Origin of the sequence: Marinimicrobium sp., assembly GCF_002695945.1 — a bacterium.
In the GTDB taxonomy this organism is placed as follows: Bacteria; Pseudomonadota; Gammaproteobacteria; order Pseudomonadales; family Cellvibrionaceae; genus Marinimicrobium; species Marinimicrobium koreense.
In genome coordinates, this window is record NZ_NZQP01000063.1 from 14,282 (window position 1) to 37,390 (window position 23,109).

The 23,109-nt window shown below is 60.7% G+C and carries 16 protein-coding genes; 9 read left to right on the forward strand and 7 right to left on the reverse strand.

The window, feature by feature from the left end:
- Positions 1-764: 764 nt before the first annotated feature.
- A complete protein-coding gene (gene dbpA / locus CMG77_RS14515) occupies positions 765-2,135 on the forward strand; it encodes an ATP-dependent RNA helicase DbpA (protein WP_286904959.1) in 1,371 nt (456 codons plus the stop codon).
- A 12-nt stretch (positions 2,136-2,147) separates the two neighbouring features.
- Here the strand turns inward: dbpA and CMG77_RS14520 are convergent, their stop codons facing one another.
- The 7 genes from CMG77_RS14520 to CMG77_RS14550 all read right to left on the reverse strand — a co-directional run bounded on the left by CMG77_RS14520 (position 2,148) and on the right by CMG77_RS14550 (position 14,805).
- On the reverse strand, positions 2,148-3,353 hold the full coding sequence (locus CMG77_RS14520) for a pyridoxal phosphate-dependent aminotransferase (protein ID WP_286904960.1): 1,206 nt from the start codon (positions 3,351-3,353) through the stop codon (positions 2,148-2,150).
- A 13-nt stretch (positions 3,354-3,366) separates the two neighbouring features.
- Positions 3,367-4,773 (reverse strand): amidase, encoded by a 1,407-nt coding sequence (locus CMG77_RS14525; protein WP_286904962.1) that lies wholly within the window; start codon positions 4,771-4,773, stop codon positions 3,367-3,369.
- 16 nt (positions 4,774-4,789) lie between these two features.
- Positions 4,790-5,734 carry a D-2-hydroxyacid dehydrogenase gene (locus CMG77_RS14530; protein WP_286904964.1) on the reverse strand — a complete coding sequence of 315 codons (945 nt, stop codon included), beginning with the start codon at positions 5,732-5,734 and terminating at the stop codon, positions 4,790-4,792.
- A gap of 28 nt (positions 5,735-5,762) precedes the next feature.
- Entirely contained in the window at positions 5,763-7,022 is a 1,260-nt protein-coding gene (locus tag CMG77_RS14535) for an aspartate aminotransferase family protein (RefSeq protein WP_286804312.1), read from the reverse strand.
- A 65-nt stretch (positions 7,023-7,087) separates the two neighbouring features.
- On the reverse strand, positions 7,088-8,248 hold the full coding sequence (locus CMG77_RS14540) for an isocitrate/isopropylmalate dehydrogenase family protein (RefSeq protein WP_123637460.1): 1,161 nt from the start codon (positions 8,246-8,248) through the stop codon (positions 7,088-7,090).
- A 5-nt stretch (positions 8,249-8,253) separates the two neighbouring features.
- Entirely contained in the window at positions 8,254-9,738 is a 1,485-nt protein-coding gene (locus tag CMG77_RS14545) for an NAD-dependent succinate-semialdehyde dehydrogenase (protein WP_286875752.1), read from the reverse strand.
- A 174-nt stretch (positions 9,739-9,912) separates the two neighbouring features.
- Positions 9,913-14,805 carry an NAD-glutamate dehydrogenase gene (locus CMG77_RS14550; protein WP_286804309.1) on the reverse strand — a complete coding sequence of 1,631 codons (4,893 nt, stop codon included), beginning with the start codon at positions 14,803-14,805 and terminating at the stop codon, positions 9,913-9,915.
- Between the two features lie 225 nt (positions 14,806-15,030).
- Here CMG77_RS14550 and CMG77_RS14555 point away from each other — a divergent pair, with 225 nt between their 5' ends.
- The 8 genes from CMG77_RS14555 to CMG77_RS14590 all read left to right on the forward strand — a co-directional run bounded on the left by CMG77_RS14555 (position 15,031) and on the right by CMG77_RS14590 (position 23,084).
- Entirely contained in the window at positions 15,031-15,990 is a 960-nt protein-coding gene (locus CMG77_RS14555) for an AAA family ATPase (protein WP_123637463.1), read from the forward strand.
- Positions 15,991-16,151: 161 nt separating this feature from the next.
- Entirely contained in the window at positions 16,152-16,958 is an 807-nt protein-coding gene (locus tag CMG77_RS14560) for a DUF58 domain-containing protein (protein ID WP_502691949.1), read from the forward strand.
- A 12-nt stretch (positions 16,959-16,970) separates the two neighbouring features.
- Positions 16,971-17,516, forward strand: coding sequence for a DUF4381 domain-containing protein (locus CMG77_RS14565; protein ID WP_123637465.1), 546 nt, complete (start codon positions 16,971-16,973; stop codon positions 17,514-17,516).
- The gene (locus tag CMG77_RS14570; protein ID WP_286804308.1) at positions 17,509-18,522 is read left to right on the forward strand and encodes a vWA domain-containing protein; all 1,014 of its coding nucleotides are present in this window, start codon (positions 17,509-17,511) and stop codon (positions 18,520-18,522) included. Before CMG77_RS14565 ends, CMG77_RS14570 begins: the two co-directional genes overlap by 8 nt.
- 269 nt (positions 18,523-18,791) lie before the next feature.
- Positions 18,792-20,423, forward strand: coding sequence for a VWA domain-containing protein (locus CMG77_RS14575; RefSeq protein ID WP_502691950.1), 1,632 nt, complete (start codon positions 18,792-18,794; stop codon positions 20,421-20,423).
- 107 nt (positions 20,424-20,530) lie between these two features.
- The gene (locus CMG77_RS14580) at positions 20,531-22,195 is read left to right on the forward strand and encodes a BatD family protein (protein ID WP_502691951.1); all 1,665 of its coding nucleotides are present in this window, start codon (positions 20,531-20,533) and stop codon (positions 22,193-22,195) included.
- The gene (locus CMG77_RS14585; RefSeq protein WP_211331101.1) at positions 22,195-22,485 is read left to right on the forward strand and encodes a GIY-YIG nuclease family protein; all 291 of its coding nucleotides are present in this window, start codon (positions 22,195-22,197) and stop codon (positions 22,483-22,485) included. The genes CMG77_RS14580 and CMG77_RS14585 overlap by 1 nt, the downstream gene beginning before the upstream one ends.
- Positions 22,482-23,084, forward strand: coding sequence for a tRNA-uridine aminocarboxypropyltransferase (locus CMG77_RS14590; RefSeq protein ID WP_286804305.1), 603 nt, complete (start codon positions 22,482-22,484; stop codon positions 23,082-23,084). The genes CMG77_RS14585 and CMG77_RS14590 overlap by 4 nt, the downstream gene beginning before the upstream one ends.
- The last annotated feature ends 25 nt before the right edge of the window (positions 23,085-23,109 follow it).

Genomic DNA, 23,109 nt, shown 5'->3' on the forward strand with positions numbered 1-23,109 from the left:
CAGTTACTTGANCTACAGAAAAATGAGCGTTTGTCGGTCGCCATCTCCATGCCCATGCCGGAATGGCTGAACAATGCCGAACAGATTCCGTTTCCTATCATGAAGGGCTTGGCCAGTTACCGCCTNTTTTTCAGCCACCGTCAGAATCTGGAGCGGGTCAATGCCATTGAAGNTCTGGCAGCGCTCAAAACCCTGAAAATCGGACAGGGCGCGGGCTGGTCTACCGCTAAAATCCTCGAGGATAACGGCTTTGAGGTCGTGTACGGCGGGCCTTACGAGACACTGTTTCCGATGCTGCTGGGAGATCGCTTCCAGTTACTCATGCGCGGGGTGTACGAAATCAAGCCCGAACTGGAGGTCTACCAGCCCGACATGCCCGACCTGGCGATGGTGGATGAGATTGCCATATACACTTACCTGCCGATGTACTTTTTTGTATCCCGAAAGCAACCGGAACTGGCCGAGCGNTTGAACTTCGGTCTGAAAAAAGCGCACGANACCGGTCAGTGGGACGCGCTGTTTTATCACTATTTCAGTGATACGCTCAGCCTGCTGAACCTCGAAACAAGACGGGTGTTTTATCTGAACAATACCAATATTGANCGTTCTTTCTATGCCAACGACAAGCCCTATCTGCTGCCNTCCATTGTGACGNTGGAGTCGCAGCGNCAACAAGCCATCACCGATTGACGCNGNCCCGCTCTGAATGCCGGAACAACACCGGACACTTATCCGATTCAATCCATTTTTTGAGAGAGTGACTTTTGACCCCTACCGACTTTGCNACCCTGCCCCTCGATCCTGCTCTNCTTCGCAACCTGGATTCCCTGGCGTACCACCAGATGACGCCGGTTCAGGCCCAGAGCCTACCCGAGGTGCTNGCCGNCCGGGATGTGATCGTTCAGGCNCGTACCGGTTCNGGNAAAACCGCCGCCTTCGGGCTGGGCCTGTTGCACAAGCTTCAGGCGCAACGCTTTCGCATTCAGTCNCTGGTGCTGTGCCCGACCCGGGAGCTGGCCGACCAGGTGGCCGAGGAAGTNCGCACCCTGGCGCGAACCCTGACCAATATCAAAGTNTTGACGCTTTGCGGCGGTGTGCCGATCGGACCGCAGATCGGCTCTCTGGAGCACGGTGCGCACATCGTNGTNGGCACNCCCGGGCGGATCGAGGACCATCTTCGCAAAGGCACGCTGAATCTGAGCACCGTGGATACCCTGGTGCTTGATGAAGCGGACCGGATGCTGGATATGGGGTTTCAACCCGTGCTGGACCGGATTGTCGAACACATCCCNTCGGACCGACAGACACTGCTGTTCAGCGCCACNTTTCCTCCGGNAATNGANTCNATCGCACAGCGGATCATGAATCAACCGGTTCGCATTACCGTTGAGGAGCNTCACGATGAGCGCAGCATTGAAGAGCTTTTTTCGCCGATTGACGGGCTGTCCCGCCCCGAAGCGGTGCGTCTGCTGCTGTTGGCGGAACGACCGAACGCCGCCCTGGTATTCTGCAATACCAAACAGGGCGTCAAAGCCCTGACCCAACACCTGAACCAGAATGGTCTCAACACCCAGGCGCTGCACGGTGATCTGGATCAGNGAGAGCGGGATCAGACCATGGTGCTGTTTGACAACAACAGCTGTTCGATCCTGGTGGCCACAGACGTCGCCGCCCGAGGGCTGGATATCGACGCCGTGGACCTGGTGATCAACCATGAAATCGCCCGGGACAGCGCGGTGCACACGCATCGGGTGGGGCGCACCGGCCGTGCCGGCCGCCAGGGGAAGGCCATTACCCTGTTTGATGAAAAAGAACGTTTCAAATTGGCCCGCCTGGGGGACTCACTCACCATCGAGCCGCTACCGGACAAGGGCATTCTCACACAGCCGCCCTATCGGGCGCCGATGGCCACCTTGCAGATCGACGGCGGGAAAAAACAGAAAGTACGCCGGGGCGATATTCTCGGTGCGCTCACCGCACCCGGCGGACTGGACGGTCAACAGGTGGGCAAAATACACCTGCAGGACCTGCGAGCCTACGTCGCGGTCAAACGCTCGGAAGCCACGATCGCCCTGGAGATGATCAACAAAGGCAAACTGAAAGGCCGACAGTTCCGCGCCCGCCTGGTGCGATAAGCGGATGCCTCGTCAGTCGAAGTCCTGCTGTTCCATCCAGGGAATGATGCGCTCGAACGCTTTCTCGATATTGTCCATGGAGGTGGAATAGCTCAGCCGCAGGGAATTGCTGCAGCTACTGCCAAAGGTTTCCCCGGGGATGGTGCACACCCCGGTTTCCTTGAGCAGACGCAACGCGATATTGGTACCGTTGGCGCCCTCCGGCAATGACGGAAACAGGTAAAACGCCCCTTCCGGGACATAGCCGGTCATGTGCGGCGTCTGCTCCACCAGCTCCACCAGACGATCCCGGCGCGCGGTGTATTCCTTGAGCATGTGATTGATGAAATCATTGCCGCCGTGCAGTGCCGCCACCCCGGCCCACTGGAACGGGGTATTGGCCACGGTGGTGGTGAACATGTGGTAGCGACGCAGTTTTTTGATCGCCCCCTGACTGCCAATCAGCCAACCGATGCGCATACCCGCCATGCTGTAGGTTTTGGAAAAACTNCTGACCACCATNACATGATCGAGATCGCTGCAGCAGGACAACACCGATGGGTAGGTTTTTCCGTCGTAAATGAGATGGTCGTACACCTCATCACTGATGATCTGGATACCGCGATAAGCGGCTTCTTCAACAATCGCNTCCAGGGTTTCCCGCGGATAGACCGTACCGGTGGGNTTACTCGGTGAATTGAGCACAATACCGTAGGTATGGGGCTCGATCGCGTCGATGACTTCCTGGGGATCCAGTTGGTGATTGTTTTCCGCGCGGGTGGGAATNTCGGTGACCTCCCCCCCGTTCATCCGGATCAATGGGGAGTACAACATGAACGCCGGATCTGGCACGATGAAATGCCGCCCCGGCGCGGACACGGCGGTCAGCGCCAGGTAAAGCGCCTCGGTGGCGCCGGTGGTGATCATGATGTTGTCCGGGCTCANGGTCCGCTGGTACCGCTCNCCGTAGTAGATCGCGAGCGACTCCAGCAACTCGGGCAGGCCGGCATCCATGGTGTAGCCNGTCTGGCCACGCTGCAGCGCTTCCACCCCCGCGTTGATCACATTCTGAGGCGTCGGCAGGTCCGGTTGGCCGATGGACAGATGAATCACATCGTCCATGGTGGACGCCAGGTTGACCATTTTCCGGATGCCCGGAATCGGAATGGTCATCAAGGCCGGNTTCCAGATGGGATCCTCGGATTCGTAGAACTCGAAATCCATATTGCTCAGTGGCATACCGCTTCCCCCTTCAAGACATCAGTGCCGGACGACGATCGGTCAGNTCGTTGGCCTGCTGATACGCATCGGCGGTTTGCAACACCAAAGCGTCATTNTAGCGNGCCCCCACCAGTTGCAGGCCNATGGGCATACCACCCGAATCAAAACCACAGGGCACGGTAATGGCGGGCTGCCCGGTCATGTTGAACGGATAGGTAAANGGCGTCCAGGTGGGCCANCGGGTATTGGGCCAGTCCTCCGGGACTTCCCGTCCGGTCTTGAACGCGGTAATGGGCAAGGTGGGCGTCAACAGCAGATCGTACTTCTGGTGGAAATTCGCCATGCGCTCACGCAGGCGCATGGATTCATCCACCGCGCCCATATAATCAATCATGGTCAGTCTGCCGGCCTTTTCCGCGACCTTGACCAACTGAGGGTCCATCCGCTCGCGTTTTTTGGTGCCCAGCTCGCGCATGGCATTGGCCNCGCCGCCGTAGAACAGATGGCCAAAGGCGGGTAAAGGATCGCTGAAGCCCGGGTCCACCCGGACCACCTCGGCGCCCAGCTCNCGGAACANTTCAACCGANTGCGCCACCGCCCGNTCAACCTCCGGGTCAACGTCNACATAGCCCAGNTTGGGACTGTAGGCGATGCGCAGCCCTTTGATACTGCGCCCCAGGTTCCCCAGATAATCAATATGTCGACGGGGAATGGCCCGGGTGTCGCGATGATCNTGCTCGGNGATCACATTCATCATCAGGGCACAATCCTGCACCGTCCANGTCATGGGGCCCGCCTGGGTCAGCNAGCCGAACGGACTGGCGGGCCAGTGGGGTACTTCGCCCGCGGAGGGTTTGAAACCCACCAGGCCGCAGAAGGACGCGGGAATACGGATGGAACCACCGGAGTCCGTGCCCAGCGCCAGTGGTGCCATCCCCAACGCCACCGCCACGGCGCTGCCGCCACTGGCACCACCGGCGGTTTTCTGTGGGTTCCAGGGNTTATTGGTTACCCCATCGACCGGATTGTCGGTCACCGCTTTCCAGCCGAATTCCGAGGTGGTGGTTTTGCCGATGGGCACATAACCGTGGCGGGCCAGTGCCGCGGTGGAGGGNGTCGTCCTGTCCAGCGTATGTTTGGGGTCCACCGCCAGAGAGCCCTTACGGGTGGGCCACATGGGGGTAAAAAACACATCCTTCACCGCCACCGGCACACCGTCGAGCGTACCCTGNGGCTGATGCTGTTGATAGCGCTGTTCGGACTCGCGCGCCAGCGCCAGGGTGGTGTCGCGATCCACCAGGCAAAACCCGTTGGTTTCGGAATCCACCCGCTCAATCTGATCGAGCATGGCNGTGGCCACCTCGACCGGTGACAGGGACCCGTCCCGATACTGNTCCAGAAGTTCTACCGCGGTCATCCGCAACATCGTTTGGCTCATCAACGGCCCTCCCCGGTCAGCCTTTGGATACCAGATTGTTCAGTGCNTCACCCGCCTGCCAGCGGGTGAAGTTGTCGGTGAATTGTTCGCCCAGCGCCCGGCGCCAGCCGATAAAGTCACCGGCCATGTGGGCGGAAATCATCACATTGGGTTTATCCCACAGGGGATGATTCTCGGGCAGGGGCTCTTCCTCGAAGACATCCAGCGCCGCCCCGGCAATGTCACCCTGTTCCAGCGCCGCAAGCAACGCCTCAGNGGCCACAATGGGCCCNCGCCCGACGTTGATCAGATGCGCCGACGGCTTCATGGCCCGAAAGGTTTCCCGGTCGAACAGGCCTTCGGTATCCGGTGTTAACGGCGCGGTGATCACCACATAATCGACATGGGGCAACACCGCCATCATGTCTTCCTGGGCGTGCACCTTGCGAAACCCTTCAATAGTCCGCTCGGTTCGGGCGGTGCCTTCAACCTCGAGCCCCGCCGCATTGAGCAACTGCCCCACCGTGGTGCCAATCGAACCGGCGCCGACTATCAGTACACGTTGGCGATCAATCAGCCGGGTTTCCCGGTGCTGCCAGCGATGCAGACGCTGGTAGTTGAGGTTCCCCATGGTGTCTTTGGCAAACAACAGAATGGCCCCCAGCACATATTCGGCAATACCTCGATTGAAAATGCCCCGGGCATTGGTCACGGGAATGTCGCTGTCGCGCAGCGCCGGGAACATCAGCGCATCCACCCCCGCGCTGGTGGCATGCACCCAACGCACGCTGGGCTTTTCAGGCCAACAGCGCTCGATCATTCCTGAACGGAAGTCGGTGACCACCAGAATGTCGGCTCGGGTCAGCGCCTCGGTCAGGGCCTGCTCGTCTCTCACGTGGGTCACCCGAACCGAATCGGGCAGCCCATCCAGGCCTGGCAGATCCGGTTCGTCGTCGGCCGTGAGTACCGCTACTTCGGTCATGATGGATCCCTTTGAGTCGATTCAGTCGTTACAGTTCAGAGGCAACGGCTTCGAGCACTTTGCCGAAACGGTCCGCCGCATCGTCCACTTCTTCCGCCGAAACCACCAGCGGCGGCAACCAGCGGATGATCTGCCCGGCGGTGCCGCAGCGCAGCAAAAGCAGTCCACGCTTCTCGGACTCCTTTGCCAGTTTTTCCGCAATGTCCGCTCGGGGTCGATCCGGGCTGTGGGCGATCTCCATGCCCAGCATCAACCCCCGACCACGCAGGTCATCGATCCAGGCGTACTCTTTCTTATACGCCTCCAACCGAGCATACAGCTGTTCGCCTCGCTCGGCGGCATTGGCGACCAGCTTCTCGCCCTCGACCACGTCGAGTGTCGCCAACGCAGCGGCACAGGCCACCGCATTGGCACCGTAGGTCCCACCCTGCGAACCGGGCAAGCCTTGGTTCATCAGCGACTGGGACGCGGCAATCGCCGACAGCGGAAAACCACTGGCCAAGCCTTTGGCGGTAATGACAATGTCTGGGTGGACATCGGCATGTTCATGGCTCCAGAAGCGCCCGGTGCGGCCGTAGCCGGCCTGGATTTCATCGGCAATCAACAGGATGTTGTGGTCTTTACAGCGCTGGGCGATGCCTTCCAGAAAGACCTTCGGAGCCGGGTAATAGCCATATTCACCCTGCACCGGCTCAATGATCATGGCCGCAGTATCTGAGGGCGCACTGTGGGTTTTCAGGATTTCATCCAGCTCGCGCAGGCAGAACTCCACCGCCGCCTGTTCGTCCCAACCATAGCGATAGGCGTGGGGAAAGGGGGCTGTCACCACCCCGGCCATCATGGGGTGAAACCCGGTGCGCACTTTGGTACCGGAGGTGGTCATAGAGGCAGCGGCCATGGTCCGACCATGAAAACCGCCGTGAAAGGTCAGGATGTTCGCCCGGCCGGTGGCGTGTCGAGCCAGCCGCAAGGCCATTTCGACCGCCTCGGAACCGGAGTTGGCAAACGCCACCGAATCGATGCCCTTGGGCATTTTTTCCACCAGGCGATCGGTCAATTTGAGCATGGGTTCATGGGTCACCGTGGTGTACTGGGCATGAATGACTTTACCCACCTGCTCCTGTGCCGCCTTGACCACCGTGGGATGGCAGTGGCCCGTGCCGGTGACTCCAATACCCGAGGTAAAGTCCAGATAAGCCTGACCGTCAGTATCGTAAAGCCAGGCGCCCTCGCCGTGTTCAACGCAGACGTTACTGGACTGTTTCAGGAGTGGCGACAGATGGCTCATGGATAGTGCTCCTGTTTTCTCGATGGTGCTTTCATTTACGATTGGTGATGATATTCAATCCATTCTCATGAAAGATGCCCGAGAATGGATTGGGTGATCTCATCGGTGGTGCGCGCACCGCTGTTCTGCTCTTGTGATTGACGATGTTGTGCCTGCAGATCTTCGGCAACCGCCGAGCGCAAGGATTGCGCCGCATCCGCCAGACCGAGCCAGTCGAGCATCATCGCCGTGGTCAACAGCATGGCGCTCGGGTTCGCGATACCCTGCCCCGCGATATCCGGCGCGCTGCCGTGGGTCGGCTCGAACAGGGCCGGCCGGGACTTGTCATCGGGGTTGATGTTGCACGAGGGCGCCACACCCAGTCCACCGGCCAACACGGCGGCCAGGTCGGTCAGAATGTCGCCGTGCAGGTTGCTGGCCACCACGACATCGAACTGCCAGGGGCACTGGACAAACTTCATGCAGGCGGCGTCCACCAGTTCGTGATGCACGCCAATGTCCGGATACTCCCGCGCGACCTGTTCAAAGACCTCGGTATACATTTCACCCCAATGCGGTTGTGCATTGCGCTTTGTAATCAGGCACACCTGGGCGCCCTTCAGGCCCGAGCGGTCGCACAGGTACTCGCGCAGCTCGCCGTCCTGCTCTCGCAACGTCAGTCGCTCCCTGGCCCGATTGAAGGCATGCCGGATCAGTCGTTCGGTGGCCTTGCGGGTAAACACTTCCAGTTGGGTGGCGGTCTCATCCGGCGTGCCGGCGCGCAGTCGCCCACCCTGATTGACGTATTCGCCCTCACTGTTTTCCCGAATGACCAGCATGTCGATATCTTTGGCCCGCTCATCGGCGAGGTACTGGGGCGCTCCCGGAAGCAGGCGCGCCGGGCGCTCACAGGCCCAGAGATCCAGGCCTTTGCGGAAAGTCAGCAACGGCGCCAGAGACACACCGTCGGATAACCGGTAACGCTTGGGATCGCTGGTCGGCCCCGGATCGCCAAGCGCACCCAACAACAGGGCCTGATAGTCGCCGAGCCGCTCCAGCGCATCCGCCGGCATCATTTCGCCGTGCTCACGATGCCAGGCGGTACTCGGCCAGGGCAGTGTGTCCCAGCTCAGAGGCAGGTCATACCGCTGGCGCAAGGTGTCCAGCACCCGTTCGGCCGCGGCGACCACTTCCACACCGATACCGTCTCCGGGCATCAACGCCAGCTTGATCGGTTGCTGGGCCATGGCCGTTACTCCCCACCCATGCAGAGGTATTTGATTTCCTCGTATTCGGCCATACCGTGACTGGACCCTTCCCGTCCCAGTCCCGATGCTTTCATGCCACCGAAAGGTGCGGCGGCATTGGACACGGCGCCCTCGTTGACGCCGATAATGCCACTCTCCAGCGCATCGGCGACACGCCAGACGCGATGAATGTTCTGGCTGTAAAAGTACGCCGCCAGACCATAGGGCGTATCGTTCGCCAGGCGAATGGCGTCGTCTTCAGAGTCAAACGCCATGACCGCGGCCAGGGGGCCAAAGGTTTCTTCGTGACAGACCTGCATTTCCGGTTTGATACCGGTGAGCAACAGTGGCTCCACATAGTTGCCCCTGTCGCCCTCCGGTGCCGGACCGAAGACCCGCTTGGCCCCTTTGCTCATGGCGTCCTGATAATGCTGCTGGACCTTTTCGACCGCCGCGCGGTTGATCAATGCGGATTGATTGACCCCTTCTTCAAAACCGTCGCCGACCTTGAGTGTCTTCATGGCCTCGGTGAGTTTTTCAACGAAGGCATCGTGCACGCTGCGCTGCACCAGAAACCGGTTCGCGCACACGCAGGTCTGGCCGGTGTTGCGAAACTTGGAGGCCATCGCCCCCTCGACCGCTTTATCCAGATCGGCATCATCAAACACGATAAACGGCGCATTGCCGCCCAGCTCGAGGGACACTTTCTGAATGTGTTCGGCGCACTGGGACATGAGAATACTGCCCACCCGGGTAGAACCGGTAAAACTGAGCTTGCGCACCACCGGGCTACGGGTCAGCGCCTCGCCGATTGGTTGGGGTTTGCCGGTGATGACGTTCAGCACACCGGCGGGCACTCCAGCCTCCTCGGCCAGTTGCGCCAGCGCCAGCGCCGTATAGGGTGTTGCCTCGGCGGGTTTGACGATCATTGAGCAACCCGCTGCCAGCGCTGCGCCCGCTTTGCGGGTGATCATGGCGGCCGGGAAATTCCAGGGGGTGATACAGCAGGTCACGCCCACAGGCTGACGGGTCACCACAATATGCTGACCGGGTTTGGCGCCGGGAATGGTTTCGCCATAAGCGCGGCGCGCCTCCTCGGCAAACCATTTGATAAACGATGCGGCGTAATTCACTTCGCCCTTGGCTTCGGCCAGGGGTTTGCCCTGCTCAAGCGTCATCAGGGCACCGAGGTCATCGGTATGATCCAGCATCAACTGATACCAGCGCATCAATACCTCATTGCGCTCATTGGCCGTCTTGTGACGCCACACCTGAAAACCCTTCTCGGCTTCCGCGATGGCACGTGCCGTGTCCTGCTCATTGCAGTTGGGAACCTGGCCGATGATCTCCCCCGTTGCCGGGTTGTCCACGTCCAGCGTTGCACCGCTTTGCGCCTGCGACCATTGGCCACCGATGTAACAGGCTTGCTGAAACAGTGCCGCGTGGCGGAGTTTGATCGGGGCTGTTTGCTGGGTCTTGGCCATCGTCATCGAGCTCCTGTCCATCTCATCGTGAAATCGTAAAACGATCAATTCGTTACCTGCTCCAACTCTAGCAGACATCGGCTGGCTGAAAGCAAGTGTTTTTCCGACTTTTTGTCAATAAATGTTGACAACTTCGTTGAACCCTAACAGTTCGTGGGCAAAAGTTTTGACGCCTAAAGATTACTCCCAATCTCCGTACTGGGTGATCTGCACCAGATCGAGCAGCTCGCGCAGCGCCACGGAAAAAATCGCGTAATCGGTACCGCTGCTGTTCTGCACCTCATTCATCATGGAGCGCCAGCGATCCAGCTGCGGAGCGAACTGTTCCGCCCAGTGTGCGACCGTGTGCTCCACTGAACACTCGTTGCTTACCCATCCGCACAATGCCAACGTCAGACTGCGCAATTGCGATTCCAGATCATCCAGATAGGTTTCCCGCGCCATCGCCTGCCAGTAGCTTTCTACGGCCGCCTCAGAAATCTGGCGGGCAAACTCATGCAACTGCAATTGCTCGTTGATACTCAAATAGAGACCCAATACAGACAACAGAGGCAACTCGGTGTGACGAGAAGCCTCGGCGACGCTCAAGCCGGAATACAGATGCCCGGGTGTCGCGACGCGAGGCACCAACGCCTCAGGCACGCCAGCCTGGGTCAGATAGCCGACCTGCGCCTGCCAATCCTCCAGGGCGGCACCGCTCAGTTGCCCCGGCAAGGTGCGAATGACCTCTTCCACCAGGGGCATGAACTGTTGGATTTCCGTGCCCGGATCAAGATGACTGCGCCGGTTGCGTAAAAACCAGCGTGACGCCCGCCGAACTCGTCGCATCAAGGTTTTCATCAGCTCCATCTGCACACTGGCATCAACCTGATAATCCAGCGACTCCAGCGTCTGCCAGACATCATCCAACTGATAAATATCCCGGGCAATCACGTACGCCTTTGCCATATCTCCGGCGCCCACACCGGTGGAGTCCAACAGTCGTTGAGCAAAACTGAGCCCCATGGTATTGACCAGATCGTTGGCCACCTGGGTCGCGACCAGCTCCTGACGCAGCCGATGGCGATTGATCCACTCGGGGTAGTCTTTCTGCAGCGGCTCGGGAAAAGCACGAAACGCGAATCGGGCAATATACTCATCACTGGCAAGATCCGCTTCGGCCAGGTCGTTTTTCAAAATCACCTTGGCATAGGAAATCAGCACGGCCAACTCCGGACGTGTCAGACCTTGCCCCTGAGCCTGACGTTCCGCGAGCGTTTCCTCGTCCGGCAAAAACTCCAACTGGCGATTCAGCCGCCCCTCGGATTGCCACACGCTCATGACCCGCCGATACTCAGCATTACGACGCACCGCATCGGAACTCGCAAGGCTGATGGCCTGGGTCTGGCGATAATTGTTATCCAGAACCAGTGCCGCCACCTCCTCGGTCATGGTCTCCAACCGCTGATTGCGTTGTTTTTGCGTCAGGTCACCGTTACTCAGCACCTCGTTCAGCAGTATTTTGATATTGACCTCGTGGTCCGAACAATCCACGCCCGCCGCATTGTCAATGAAATCGGTATTACAAGCACCGCCCTGCAGCGCAAACTCGATCCGGCCGCGCTGGGTCATACCAAGGTTACCGCCCTCGCCCACCACTTTGCAGCGCAGCTCACTGCCGTCAACGCGGACTGAGTCATTGGTCTTATCTCCCACCTCCATATGACTTTCGGTACTGGCTTTGACGTAGGTCCCTATACCACCGTTCCACAAAAGATCCACCGGTGCTTTTAGCAATTGATGAATCAGCTCGTTCGGGGTCAGCTCATCGTCTTCCAGCGCAAAGCGCTGCTTCATTGCGTCGGTAAGCGGAATCGCTTTGGCGTCCCGGGAAAAAACGCCCCCGCCCTCGCTGATCAGGGATGCGTCATAATCGGCCCAGCTTGAGCCGGGCGTACTGAACAACCTCTGACGCTCCTGAAAGCTCTTTGCCACATCGGGATTCGGATCGATAAAAATATGCAGATGGTTGAACGCCGCCACCAACTGAATGTGTTCGGACAGCAGCATACCGTTGCCGAACACATCGCCACCCATATCGCCAATACCGACAACGGTAAAGTCCTCGCGTTGAATGTCCAGGCCCTGTTCCTTGAAATGCCGCTGCACCGCCACCCAGGCTCCACGTGCCGTGATCCCCATCGCCTTGTGGTCATACCCCTGGCTTCCTCCGGACGCAAAAGCATCCCCCAGCCAGTGGCCATACTCCGCAGAAATTTCGTTGGCAATATCGGAAAAGGTCGCGGTCCCTTTATCGGCGGCCACCACCAGATAGGGATCGTCTTCATCCAGTCTGACCACCTCTTTGGGTGGCACCAACTCCCCCGCCACCCGATTGTCCGTCAGATCAAGCAGCCCGCGGATGAACGTCTGATAGCAGGTGATTGCCTCCTTTTGCAGCGCCTGTCGGTCACCCCCAGCGGGCGGACGCTTGCAGACAAAACCGCCTTTTGCGCCATTGGGCACAATGACCGCATTCTTGACCTGCTGGGCTTTGACCAACCCCAGCACTTCGGTTCGATAATCCTGCAGTCGATCCGACCAACGCAGCCCCCCGCGGGCAACCTTACCCGCGCGCAGGTGCACACCCTCCACACGCGGGGAATAGACAAAAATTTCATACAGCGGGCGGGGCTCCGGAATATCGGGAATCCGGCGGGGCATCAATTTGAAGGCCAGATATTCTTTGAAGCGGTCATCCCCATCTCGCTGAAAATAATTGGTTCGCACCGTACCATCGAGAATCGCCAGATAGCGTCGAATGATGCGATCCTCATTAAGGTTGGACACCTGATTCAGGGAATCCAGAATACGCGCGTGAATGGTGCCTCGCCGCTCGGTACGATCACCACTGGCTGATGGGTCAAACTGCGCTTTGAACAGGCTGATCAGATCCCGGGTTATGCGGGCATGGTTGACCAGTGCCGAGGCGATATAACCCTCGGTAAAATTGAACAATGTCTGGTGCATATAGGCCGCCAGAGCCCGCAACACCGTCACTTCCCGCCACGTCAGCCCGGCACTCAGCACCAGGCGATTGAAACCGTCGCTCTCGGCGCGCTGATTCCAGACTGCCGCAAAGGCATCCTGAAATTTGTGGCGCACGGCCGGAATATCCAGAGAGGCCTCGGCATCGTAAGTGAGATGAAAGTTGTGCAGATAAACCTCATCACCCGAACTCGATACGATGTCGTAGGGGTGCTCCGCTACGACCCTAAGCCCCAGATGTTCAAGAACTGGAATCACATCCGACAATTCCATCGGGGCGTGTCGGCGGAACACCTTGAACCTCAACCCCTGCGCCGAACGATCCGCCGGTTGATAAAAGCTCAGGGCGAGATCACCGTCGCCGTCGAGATTCAGGATATGATCGAGGTCCTGAACCGCGATCCGCGCATCAAAGTGCTCGCGATAGGCGGAAGGAAATGCGTCCTGGTACTGTTCCAGAAGCTTGACCGCCAGTTCCTCTCCTTTTGCTTCCGTCAGCGCCTCAAGCAACTGGTCCTCCCAGGACCGGGTGATTTCGATGATCTGCCGCTCGAGCTGATCGACATCGAACGGCACCGTGCTGACGCTGGATGCCGGACCATCGTCTTCCAGGCGGAAGACCAGATGCACCCGGGCCAGAATCGACTCGGAAAAGTAGGTGTTAAACTCCACTTCCTCCGCGCCCAACGCTTTGCCCAGTAGCGTCTGGATCTTGATCCGGATGCGGGTGGTGAAAAGATCCCGTGGCACGTAGACCAGACAATTGACAAAACGACCGAACGCATCGGGACGGACAAACAGGCGAACCCGGTAGCGCTCATTGATTCGGGCCACACCGGTGGCAATTTCATAAAGCTGGCTGGTACTGCTCTGGAACAACTCGTCCCGGGGAAAGGTTTCAAGAATCTGGCGCAGTGCTTTGCCATCGTGACCGCTGCGACTCAGTCCAGAGCGCTCGAATACTTCACTGACTTTTTCCCGAATCAGCGGAATTTCATAGGGGCTCAGGGTGTACACCGCCGAGGTATACAGACCCAGTAATCGGCTTTCACCACACAACTGACCGTCGGCATCAAACCGTTTGATCACGATATAATCAGAGTAGGCCTGCCGGTGCACGCGGGAACGCTGTGGTGCTTTGGAAAAGGCGATCAACTTGGGAGACAGGTGAAACTGCAGCGTGCCCGGGTTTTCGTCACTGACCGGTTTGCGATCCGCAGCGGTATCGGCATCCCGGAACAGGCCGAGACGCTTGTCCGTGCGCTCCACCAACCAGGTGTCACCGTTTTCGGTCACCAGGTCGTATTCGGTGTACGCCATGAAGGTAAAATGATCCCGAAGGAGCCAGTCCAGAAACGCCTGATTCTCCGGCACCTTATGATTCAATGGTGCCTGGGTAACCCGACTGAGCTGCTCTGCAGCGCTTGACGCGGCCTCTTTCAGCGCACTGAAATCATCCACCACCCGCCGCACCTGCTCCATCACCGTCATCAGCGACCGACTGATCTGGCGCAGTTGACGCGTATCGGTGTGCAGCCGGATCTCCATGTACACCAGCGCTTCCACGGCGCCTTTGTCAGAATCATCCGACGTCTCATCGCCCTCAGCCGGCCAGAGTCCAACCGGCCGCTGCTGCTCGTCTCTGATCACACCGAGCACCGTGCTCTTGATGCTGTGAATCGCAATATTGCGCCGATTCAGCTCGATCCGAATGGAATCGACGAGAAAGGGCATATCCCGCTGCTGAACCAACAACACACTGTGCGGACAGAGCCAACCATCCTCTTCCAGAGTTGGATTGAACAGGCGCACGGACGGCTTGCCGGGCCGGAACTGATTCATCAACCGCCAGGCGCTGTGCACCGCGCCGAAGACATCCTTGATCGGTCGACCGACCCATTCCTCCAGAGGTAAACGTGCAAAAAAAGCCCGACTGAAGGTGAGCCAGAGTGCCCATTGGCTTTCCTCAATGGAATCTCCCGCCAGGGCATCCAGGTCCGCAAACAGCTCATCCTTATCTCCGGCGTTCACCAAGCGTATATCCACACTGCCTCCTGTTCATCGTCCCGCAGACGTTATCGGTGTCGCTCAGTTTTCAGTTTGGTCCGAGGGTGTACACTTGTCGAGTGTCACTGCTTGAAAATCAGGGAACTGACGCCATTAACACAAGTCTACGAGCGCATCGCCGCGGAATTGCCGCGATTTGGTCAGCTTTTGATCAGGTCGCCCATTCATCCAGGCTCAACATCCGATCACAATAAGTGGGGACCCATGCAGGCACACGACGCATTACACACCCTCAATCACTGGCTCAATCAGCAGATTGTCGGCCAGGAACATCTGGTTCAACGCATGCTGATCGCCCTGTTGGCGGACGGCCACCTGCTGGTGGAGGGCGCCCCCGGGCTGGCGAAGACCAAGGCAATCAAAACCCTGTCCGATGCCATTGAAGGCAACTTTCAGCGCATACAGTTCACTCCCGACCTGCTGCCATCGGATGTGACCGGTACCGACATCTACCGCCCTGAGCAGGGTCGCTTTGAATTTCAACCCGGGCCCATCTTTCACAATCTGGTCTTGAGTGACGAAATCAACCGGGCGCCGGCCAAAGTACAGTCCGCCCTGCTCGAAGCCATGGCTGAACGACAGGTCAGTGTGGGCAGCACCACCTACCCGCTGCCGGACCTGTTCATGGTGATGGCAACCCAGAACCCCATTGAGCAGGAAGGGACCTACCCGCTACCGGAAGCCCAACTGGATCGTTTTCTGATGCAGGTCCTGGTGGACTACCCGAATATTGAGGCCGAGCGGAAAATCCTGAAGCTCGCCCGGGCCGAGGCCGCTCACCAGGAGACTCCGCCCCCCGCCGAAATCAGCCAGAGCCTGTTGTTTGAAGGTCGCCAAGCGGTTCTGGCGATCCACATGGCCGAGCCGGTGGAGGAGTATATCGTCCAACTGATCAATGCCAGCCGGCGCCCCGGCGACTATGACCCCGATCTGGTCAACTGGCTGGAATACGGCGCCAGCCCCCGGGCCACCATTGCCCTGGACCGGTGCGCCCGGGCCCATGCCTGGCTGGAAGGCCGGGACTATGTCAGCCCCGACGATGTGCGCGCGATTGCCCACGACGTGCTCCGCCACCGCCTGATTCTGAGCTTTGAGGCCGAGGCCACGGGGATTTCCCGTGAGCAGGTGATCGACCGNCTGCTCGACGTGGTGCCGGTGGCCTGATGGCAGGAACNAAGGCCAGACCCACTGCCGCCGCGTTGGCCCCTCAGGGCGCTTACTGCGACCTGGGAGATCTGTTGCGCCTGCGCTTTGCCGCCCGGGACCTGCAACTGTTCGCCCGGCAACCGGCTCGCAGTCTGCTGACCGGCGGGGTACGCACTCGAATGCGTGGACGGGGGATCGACTTTGAGGAAGTGCGGCTCTATCAGCCCGGAGATGATGTCCGCACCATCGACTGGCGGGTCACCGCCCGGACCCAGGTGCCTCACACCAAGATCTTTCGCGAGGAGCGCGAACGCCCGGTATTTGTCGTCGTGGATCAGCGTTCACCGATGTTTTTTGGCAGCCGNACCTGTTTCAAATCGGTGCTGGCCACCCATATTGCCGGCACCCTGGCCTGGGCCGCCCTGAACCAGAGTGACCGGATTGGTGGCCTGATATTTGGCGATCATAACCAGCGGGACGTCCGGGCCCGGCGCAGCAAACACGCCGCGCTGGAACTGCTCCANCAGATGCACGACTACAACCGNGANNTGGCAACTCCGGTGCCAGACGAGGCCATTNCCTCTCTGGANACACTGTTGGCCGATGTCCGTCGCGTCGCCAAGCCCGGCAGTGCCGTGTTCGTGATCAGTGATTTCCACGACTTCGACACCCGCTGCGAGCAGCAACTGTTCGAGCTGGCACGCCATACCGACGTAACCCTGATGCACGTATACGATCCGCTGGAGCGGGAGCTGAGCAGCAACCATTTCCTGACGGTGAGCGACGGGGAGGAGCGCCTCCAACTGCCCGCCCAGGACCNGGCGNNNCGCCNGGCCTACCGTNGGGAATTCGAGACGCAGTTGCAGGCGCTGACCGAAAGCAGCCGGCGTCTGGCGTTACCGTTGCTCTCCTACGCCACCGANGACGACATTCACACATTGCTGCGCGAGCGTTTTGGCGCCCGCCGTCACCGCGCCCGAGGCTGATTGACTGCACCCATGAATCCGCAAGACCCACTGGCACAACTGAACGACATTCATCTGCCGGAGCCCATCGGCTGGTGGCCCCTGGCCTGGGGCTGGTGGCTGTTGATTGCCCTGCTGCTGATCGTGCTCGGAGCACTGCTGTGGCAGGGNTACCGCCGTCAACGCCGGCAGCGCTACCGTCGCCAGGCAATGGCGCTACTCGAACATGCCTACCGGGACTACCAGCGGAGCGATCCGGGCCCGACCACCCGCCGACACTATGTGCAGCAGGTCAGCCAACTGCTTCGCCGAACCGCGCTGAGCGCCCTGCCCGAAGCGCGCGAAGCTGAATTGGCGGCACTGAAGGGGCCCCAGTGGCTGCGCTTTCTGGACGCCGGTGCCGGGCTGGAACCGGCGTTTACCGAAGGGCCCGGTCACATCCTGGCCGACGGCCCCTATCAACCCGATCCGAAAGTGGATGTCGAGGCCCTGCATCAATTGGCCGCACAATGGATTCGCCGCCACCGCCTGTCCGAGCGACGCGTTCAGCAATGGCTCGCGGAGGTGCACCATGCTTGAGCTGCAATGGCCCTGGCTGCTGCTGTTACTGCCGCTGCCACTGCTGATGCGCTGGGTTCCGGAAGAGCCCAGCCGCGAGGCGGCCCTGCGGGTGCCTTTCTTCAGTCGATTGAAGCGACTGCGAGGCGAAGAGTCCCGTGAAGGCGAACGGCGCTGGTTGATGGCCGCCAGCCTCTGGCTGATCTGGAGCGCCAGCCTGCTCGCCGCCAGCCACCCCCAGTGGGTCGGCGAGCCGGTCAGCCTGCCCAGCAGCGGCCGGGATCTGCTGATGGCCGTCGACATTTCCGGCAGTATGGAAATCGAGGACATGCAGTACCAGGGGCAAGCCATCAATCGTCTGCAGGCGGTCAAAGGGGTGGTGGGTGATTTTGTCCAGGAGCGCCAGACCGACCGCCTCGGTCTGATCCTGTTCGGTACCCGAGCCTACCTGCAAGCGCCACTGACCTACGATCGGCAGACCGTCTATACCCTGTTACAGGAAGCCCAGATCGGTTTTGCCGGTGAGAAAACCGCCATCGGCGATGCCATCGGGCTGGCCGTCAAACGCCTGCGGGACCGCCCCGAGGCCAGCCGTGTCCTGATTCTGCTCACCGACGGCGCCAACAACGCCGGGGAACTGACCCCACAGCGGGCCGCCTATCTGGCCGAGCAACACAACGTCAAGATCTACACCATCGGTTTTGGCGCGGAGGAAATGATCACCCAGACCATCTTTGGCCAGCGCCGGGTAAACCCCTCCCGGGACCTGGATGAAGACACCATGAGAGAAATAGCCGCCCAGACTGGCGGGCGCTATTTCCGGGCGCGCAGTCTGGAGGAGCTGTACCAGGTGCACCAGACATTGAATGAACTGGAGCCCATTGAATACGACGAGGAAACCTTCCGTCCCACCCGGAGCCTGTTTCACTGGCCCCTGGCCCTCGCCTTTGTGCTCAGCGCTCTGCTGGCCGCCGGCCGCTGGCTGAGCCCCCGACTGACCGCACGCACCTCGGGAGGATCTCGCTGATGGATACACTTCAGACAGCACTTGAGAACTTCCACTGGCTGCGGCCGCTCTGGCTGCTGGCCCTGATTCCGGCGATCGCTCTGGTTCTGTTGTTGTGGCAACAACGCCAGCAGGCTCGCCAGTGGCGCCAATTGATCGCTCCGGGTCTGCTGGAGCACCTTCTGGACCCGGCGATCCAACAAAAGCGCCGCGGCTACCTGTGGGGACTACTGGCGGCCTGGGTACTGGCCTGCCTGGCCCTGGCCGGGCCCAGTTGGGAAAAACGGCCCATGCCCGTCCACAAGACCGAGAACGCTCTGATCATCGTGCTCGATCTGTCGCCCTCCATGCTGGCCGAGGACCTGGCGCCCTCGCGTCTGGTCCGCGCCCGTCTGAAAATCGCCGATGTCCTGCGCGAACGCAAAGAAGGCTTTACCGGCCTGATCGCCTATGCGGGGGACGCCCATGTGGTCTCGCCCCTGACCGACGACACCGCCACCATCCGCAGCCTGCTCAACGCCCTGCACCCCAACGTCATGCCCCTCCCCGGCAGTCGCCCAGAGGAGGCCATCGAACAGGCCAAAACCCTGTTTGCCGATGCGGGTATCAGCGAGGGCCAGATCCTGCTGCTGACGGACGGCGTTGTCGAAAAGGCGACCGACACCATTCTCGAGCAGCTCGGGGATACCGCATTCCGGCTGTCCATTCTCGGCGTCGGNACCCCGGATGGNGCCCCCATTCCCAACGATCGGGGTGGCTTTGAGCGGGACCGCCAGGGCAACATCGTGGTCGCCANGCTCGANCAGGACCGNCTNGAACGTNTGGCCGGNCGCACNGGNGGGCGCTANGAGCGTATTGATGCNAGCGCCGACGACGTGCAGTGGCTGCTGGAACAACCCGNCTGGATNGAAGGCAAGGANCGTCAGNTGGACCGACAGTTCGACACCTGGTACGACCGGGGCCACTGGCTGGTGCTGCTGTTGTTACCCATCGTGCTGTACAGTTTCCGGCGCGGTCTGCTGGTGCTGGTAGTCGCCCTGCCCCTGTGCGGCCTGCTCCCCCAACCGGCTCAGGCGGCGGACTGGCAGGCCCCATTCCTGACTCCGGATCAACGGGGCGCCCAGGCTCTGGAAGACAGTGATCCGGCCGCGGCCGCCGAGCACTTCCAGAACCCGGAATGGCGCGGCAGCGCGCTGTATCGGGCGGAGGATTACGCGGCGGCGGCGNAAGCCTTCGCCCAGAGCGACAGTGCCCGCGCCCACTACAACCGGGGCAACGCCCTGGCCAAAGCCGGTGATCTGGACGGTGCCATCGACGCTTACGAACAGGCGCTGGAAAAAGATTCGACCCTGGAAGACGCCCGGGCCAACAAGGCGCTGGTTGAACAGCTCAAACAGCAACAGGAACAACAGGAGCAGCAACAGAACGGCGACGACTCACAAGACAGNGACAATGACTCCGGGGAGTCCGGGCAGAACGAACAGGATTCACAAAGCGAACAGGACGGAGAGCAGCAATCACCCTCNGAGANCGAGTCNTCCGGCGACAACGAACAGAACNCCAGCGAAGAGANTCCATCGGATTCCGACACCAGCGNCTCACCAGGCGACGACGAACCACAGAGAACCGATACGGACAGCCCATCGCCGGAGGGACAGGACGACCAGGCCGAGCGGGAACAGCCANAATCCGGAAACCCGNAAGAGGACGGCCANGAGGGTGACGAAGAGACCCCAGCCGCNACCCTTCAAGAGGGCGATGTCAGCGATGAAGAGCGCCAGTCCATGGAGCAGTGGCTCCGTCAGGTACCCGATGACCCCGGCGGTCTGCTGCGCCGCAAGTTCGAGTACCAGAGCCAACAGCGNCGCTTACAGCAGATGCGCGGCGAAACCGAGGGACAGGGAACCGAAGAGCGCTGGTAGCCCNAGTATACTCAACCCACATGACCATGAGACAGACACCGGACACGATGACATTCATGAAGCCATTCGCGACCCACTTGAGGGCGACATTACAGACCACGTTACTGATGATCCTGCTACTGGCCAGCCACACCCAGGCCCAGGAGCTGATCGCCAANGTCGACCGCGAGACCATCGGGTTGAACGACACCCTGACACTGACCGTGCGCCAGACCGGGCGAACCCTNACCGGGGGNCCCNATTTCGACGGGCTGCGCCGGGACTTCGACATCCTCAGCAATCAGCGCAGTCACCAGATGCGCATCGTCAACGGCGACATGGAAGGCTGGACCGAGTGGCGCCTGATGCTGGCCCCCAANCGGGCCGGCACCCTCAANATCCCCGCNTTCGAATTCGGNGGCAGCCAGAGCGAACCCATCACCGTGACGGTGCANGAACGGCAACAGCAGCCAGANAGCGNNGGCCGGGACATTTTTGTGGANACGGAGNTGAACAAGGANNGGNTCCACGTTCAGGAACAGGTCCTGTTCACGGTGCGNCTGTACAGNCGGGTCAATCTGGATGGCGCGGAAATTCAGCCGCTGGAACTGAANGATGCGGTGATCAANNCCGTCAATGAAGANAACTACATCANCCAGATCGACGGCCGCCAGCACATTGTTCTGGAAACCACCTTTGCNCTGTTCCCCCAGCGCAGNGGNACCCTGGANATCCCCTCCCTGGTNTATGAACTCGCCGTCAGNCGGGGACAGCGNGACTTCTGGGGCCGCAGCAGCCGACAGCGNGTCCGNACCGACGCCCTGAGTGTGACGGTGGACCCGACGCCCGATCAATACANCGGCNACACCTGGCTGCCGGCCCGCAATCTGCANTTGAGCGAACACTGGGGCACCGATCCGGACTCCCTGCGTCAGGGTGAACCGGTGACCCGCCGGATCACCATTCAGGCGGACGGTCTGACCGCCGCGCAACTCCCCGCNCTGACCCTGGAAGAAACCCCGGGCCTGACACTCTATCCGGACCGACCGCAAACCGAAGAGCAGGTCAATGCGGGTGGCGTTCAGAGCACCAGCACCCTGACCCTGGCGATGGTGCCCAACCAGAGCGGACGCCTCGAGATTCCAGCGGTCACCCTGACCTGGTGGGACACCGAGGCGGATCAGATGCGCACCGCCGAGCTGCCGGCGAGCACCGTCAACGTCACCGCCATACCCGGCGCCGCCCCCGCTTCCGAGGTCACACCGTCCCGGGAGCGCGAAAATGGCGAAGACGCCACCGCTCCCCGCCCGGCTGCAAGCGGGTCAGCGTCGCTGGTTACCGTAATACTGGGCATAGCCACGGCGCTCCTGTCAGCCTTGAGCCTCTGGCTCGCCTTCCTCGTCTGGCGGCTGAAGACCGATCTTGCCGCGCGCGAGGCACAGTCCCGAGGCGAGAGAGATCGGGCCCGGGCCGCCCGCGGCCGAGCCTGGCAAGGCGTCAAACGCGCCGCCAAAGCCGATGATCTGCACGCCCTGCGCCGGGCCCTGCTCGACTGGGGAGCCGCCCTCTGGCCCGACGTGCCCCCCCGGGGCCTGACCGATCTGGCCGAGCGGCTTGACGACGACGTGGCGCGGGCGCGACTACAGGAGCTGGACGCCATACTGTTCAAGGGTGAGTCCGACTCGCCGTTCGACACCGCCGCGCTGCTGCAGGCGCTGAATCAGAGCCGGGCCGGTCAGCGATCCGGGCGCACCGACACCGGGGGACTCAAACCCCTGTACCCGCGCTCGTGATGGCAGAGAGCCGCTGGCAGGTTTACATCATTCTCGGTGACGATGGCCGGTACTACACCGGCATCACCACCGATGTGGTCCGCCGCTGGAAGGAGCACAGCGGCGGACCCCGCGGCGCCCGCTATTTTCGCGGTCGCCAGCCCCACCGATTGTGCTTTCTGGAGCATCACCCCGACCGCTCCAGTGCCAGTCGACGGGAGTACGCCATCAAGCAGCTTTCGCGCGCCGCCAAAGAGCAACTGATCGCCAGCGCACCCGCTCCGGCCGTCGATCCGGAGGCCGCCGAATGAGCCGTGCCCTCTGCCCCCGTTGCGAGCGTCCGGAGCGGGCCTGTATCTGCCACTGGGTTCGACCGATCGACAACGGCGTATCCCTGCTGATTCTGCAACACCCCGACGAAGCCCACCGGGCCAAAAACAGCGCCCGCCTGTTGGACCTCAGCCTGCAGAACAGTCAGCGGGTGGTGGGAGAACAGTGGTCCTATGCCGCCCTGGGGGAACTGCTAAACCGGGCCGACGAATCGATACTGCTCTATCCGGAGACCGACGATCTACCCGCCCCCCGGTATCCGGACCCGAACGACCTTACCGAGCGAAACAATACCGGACCGCGACGCCAGCTTGTGGTACTCGATGCCACCTGGCGCAAGAGCCGCAAGATGCTCTACCTCAACCCGCCATTGCACGCACTGCCCAGGTTGGCCCTGACCGATACGCCACCATCGCGCTATCGAATCCGTCGGGCGCGCAAGCCCGGTCAGCTCTCCACCCTGGAAGCCTGCTGTTACGCACTGGCGCATCTGGAGGGCGAGCGCGTAGACTATGAGCCTTTACTCGACGCTTTTGACGGCTTCAACGACCAGCAACTCGCGTTTCGACCCAAGCCGTAAACCGATACCGGAGATTGTGAGACTT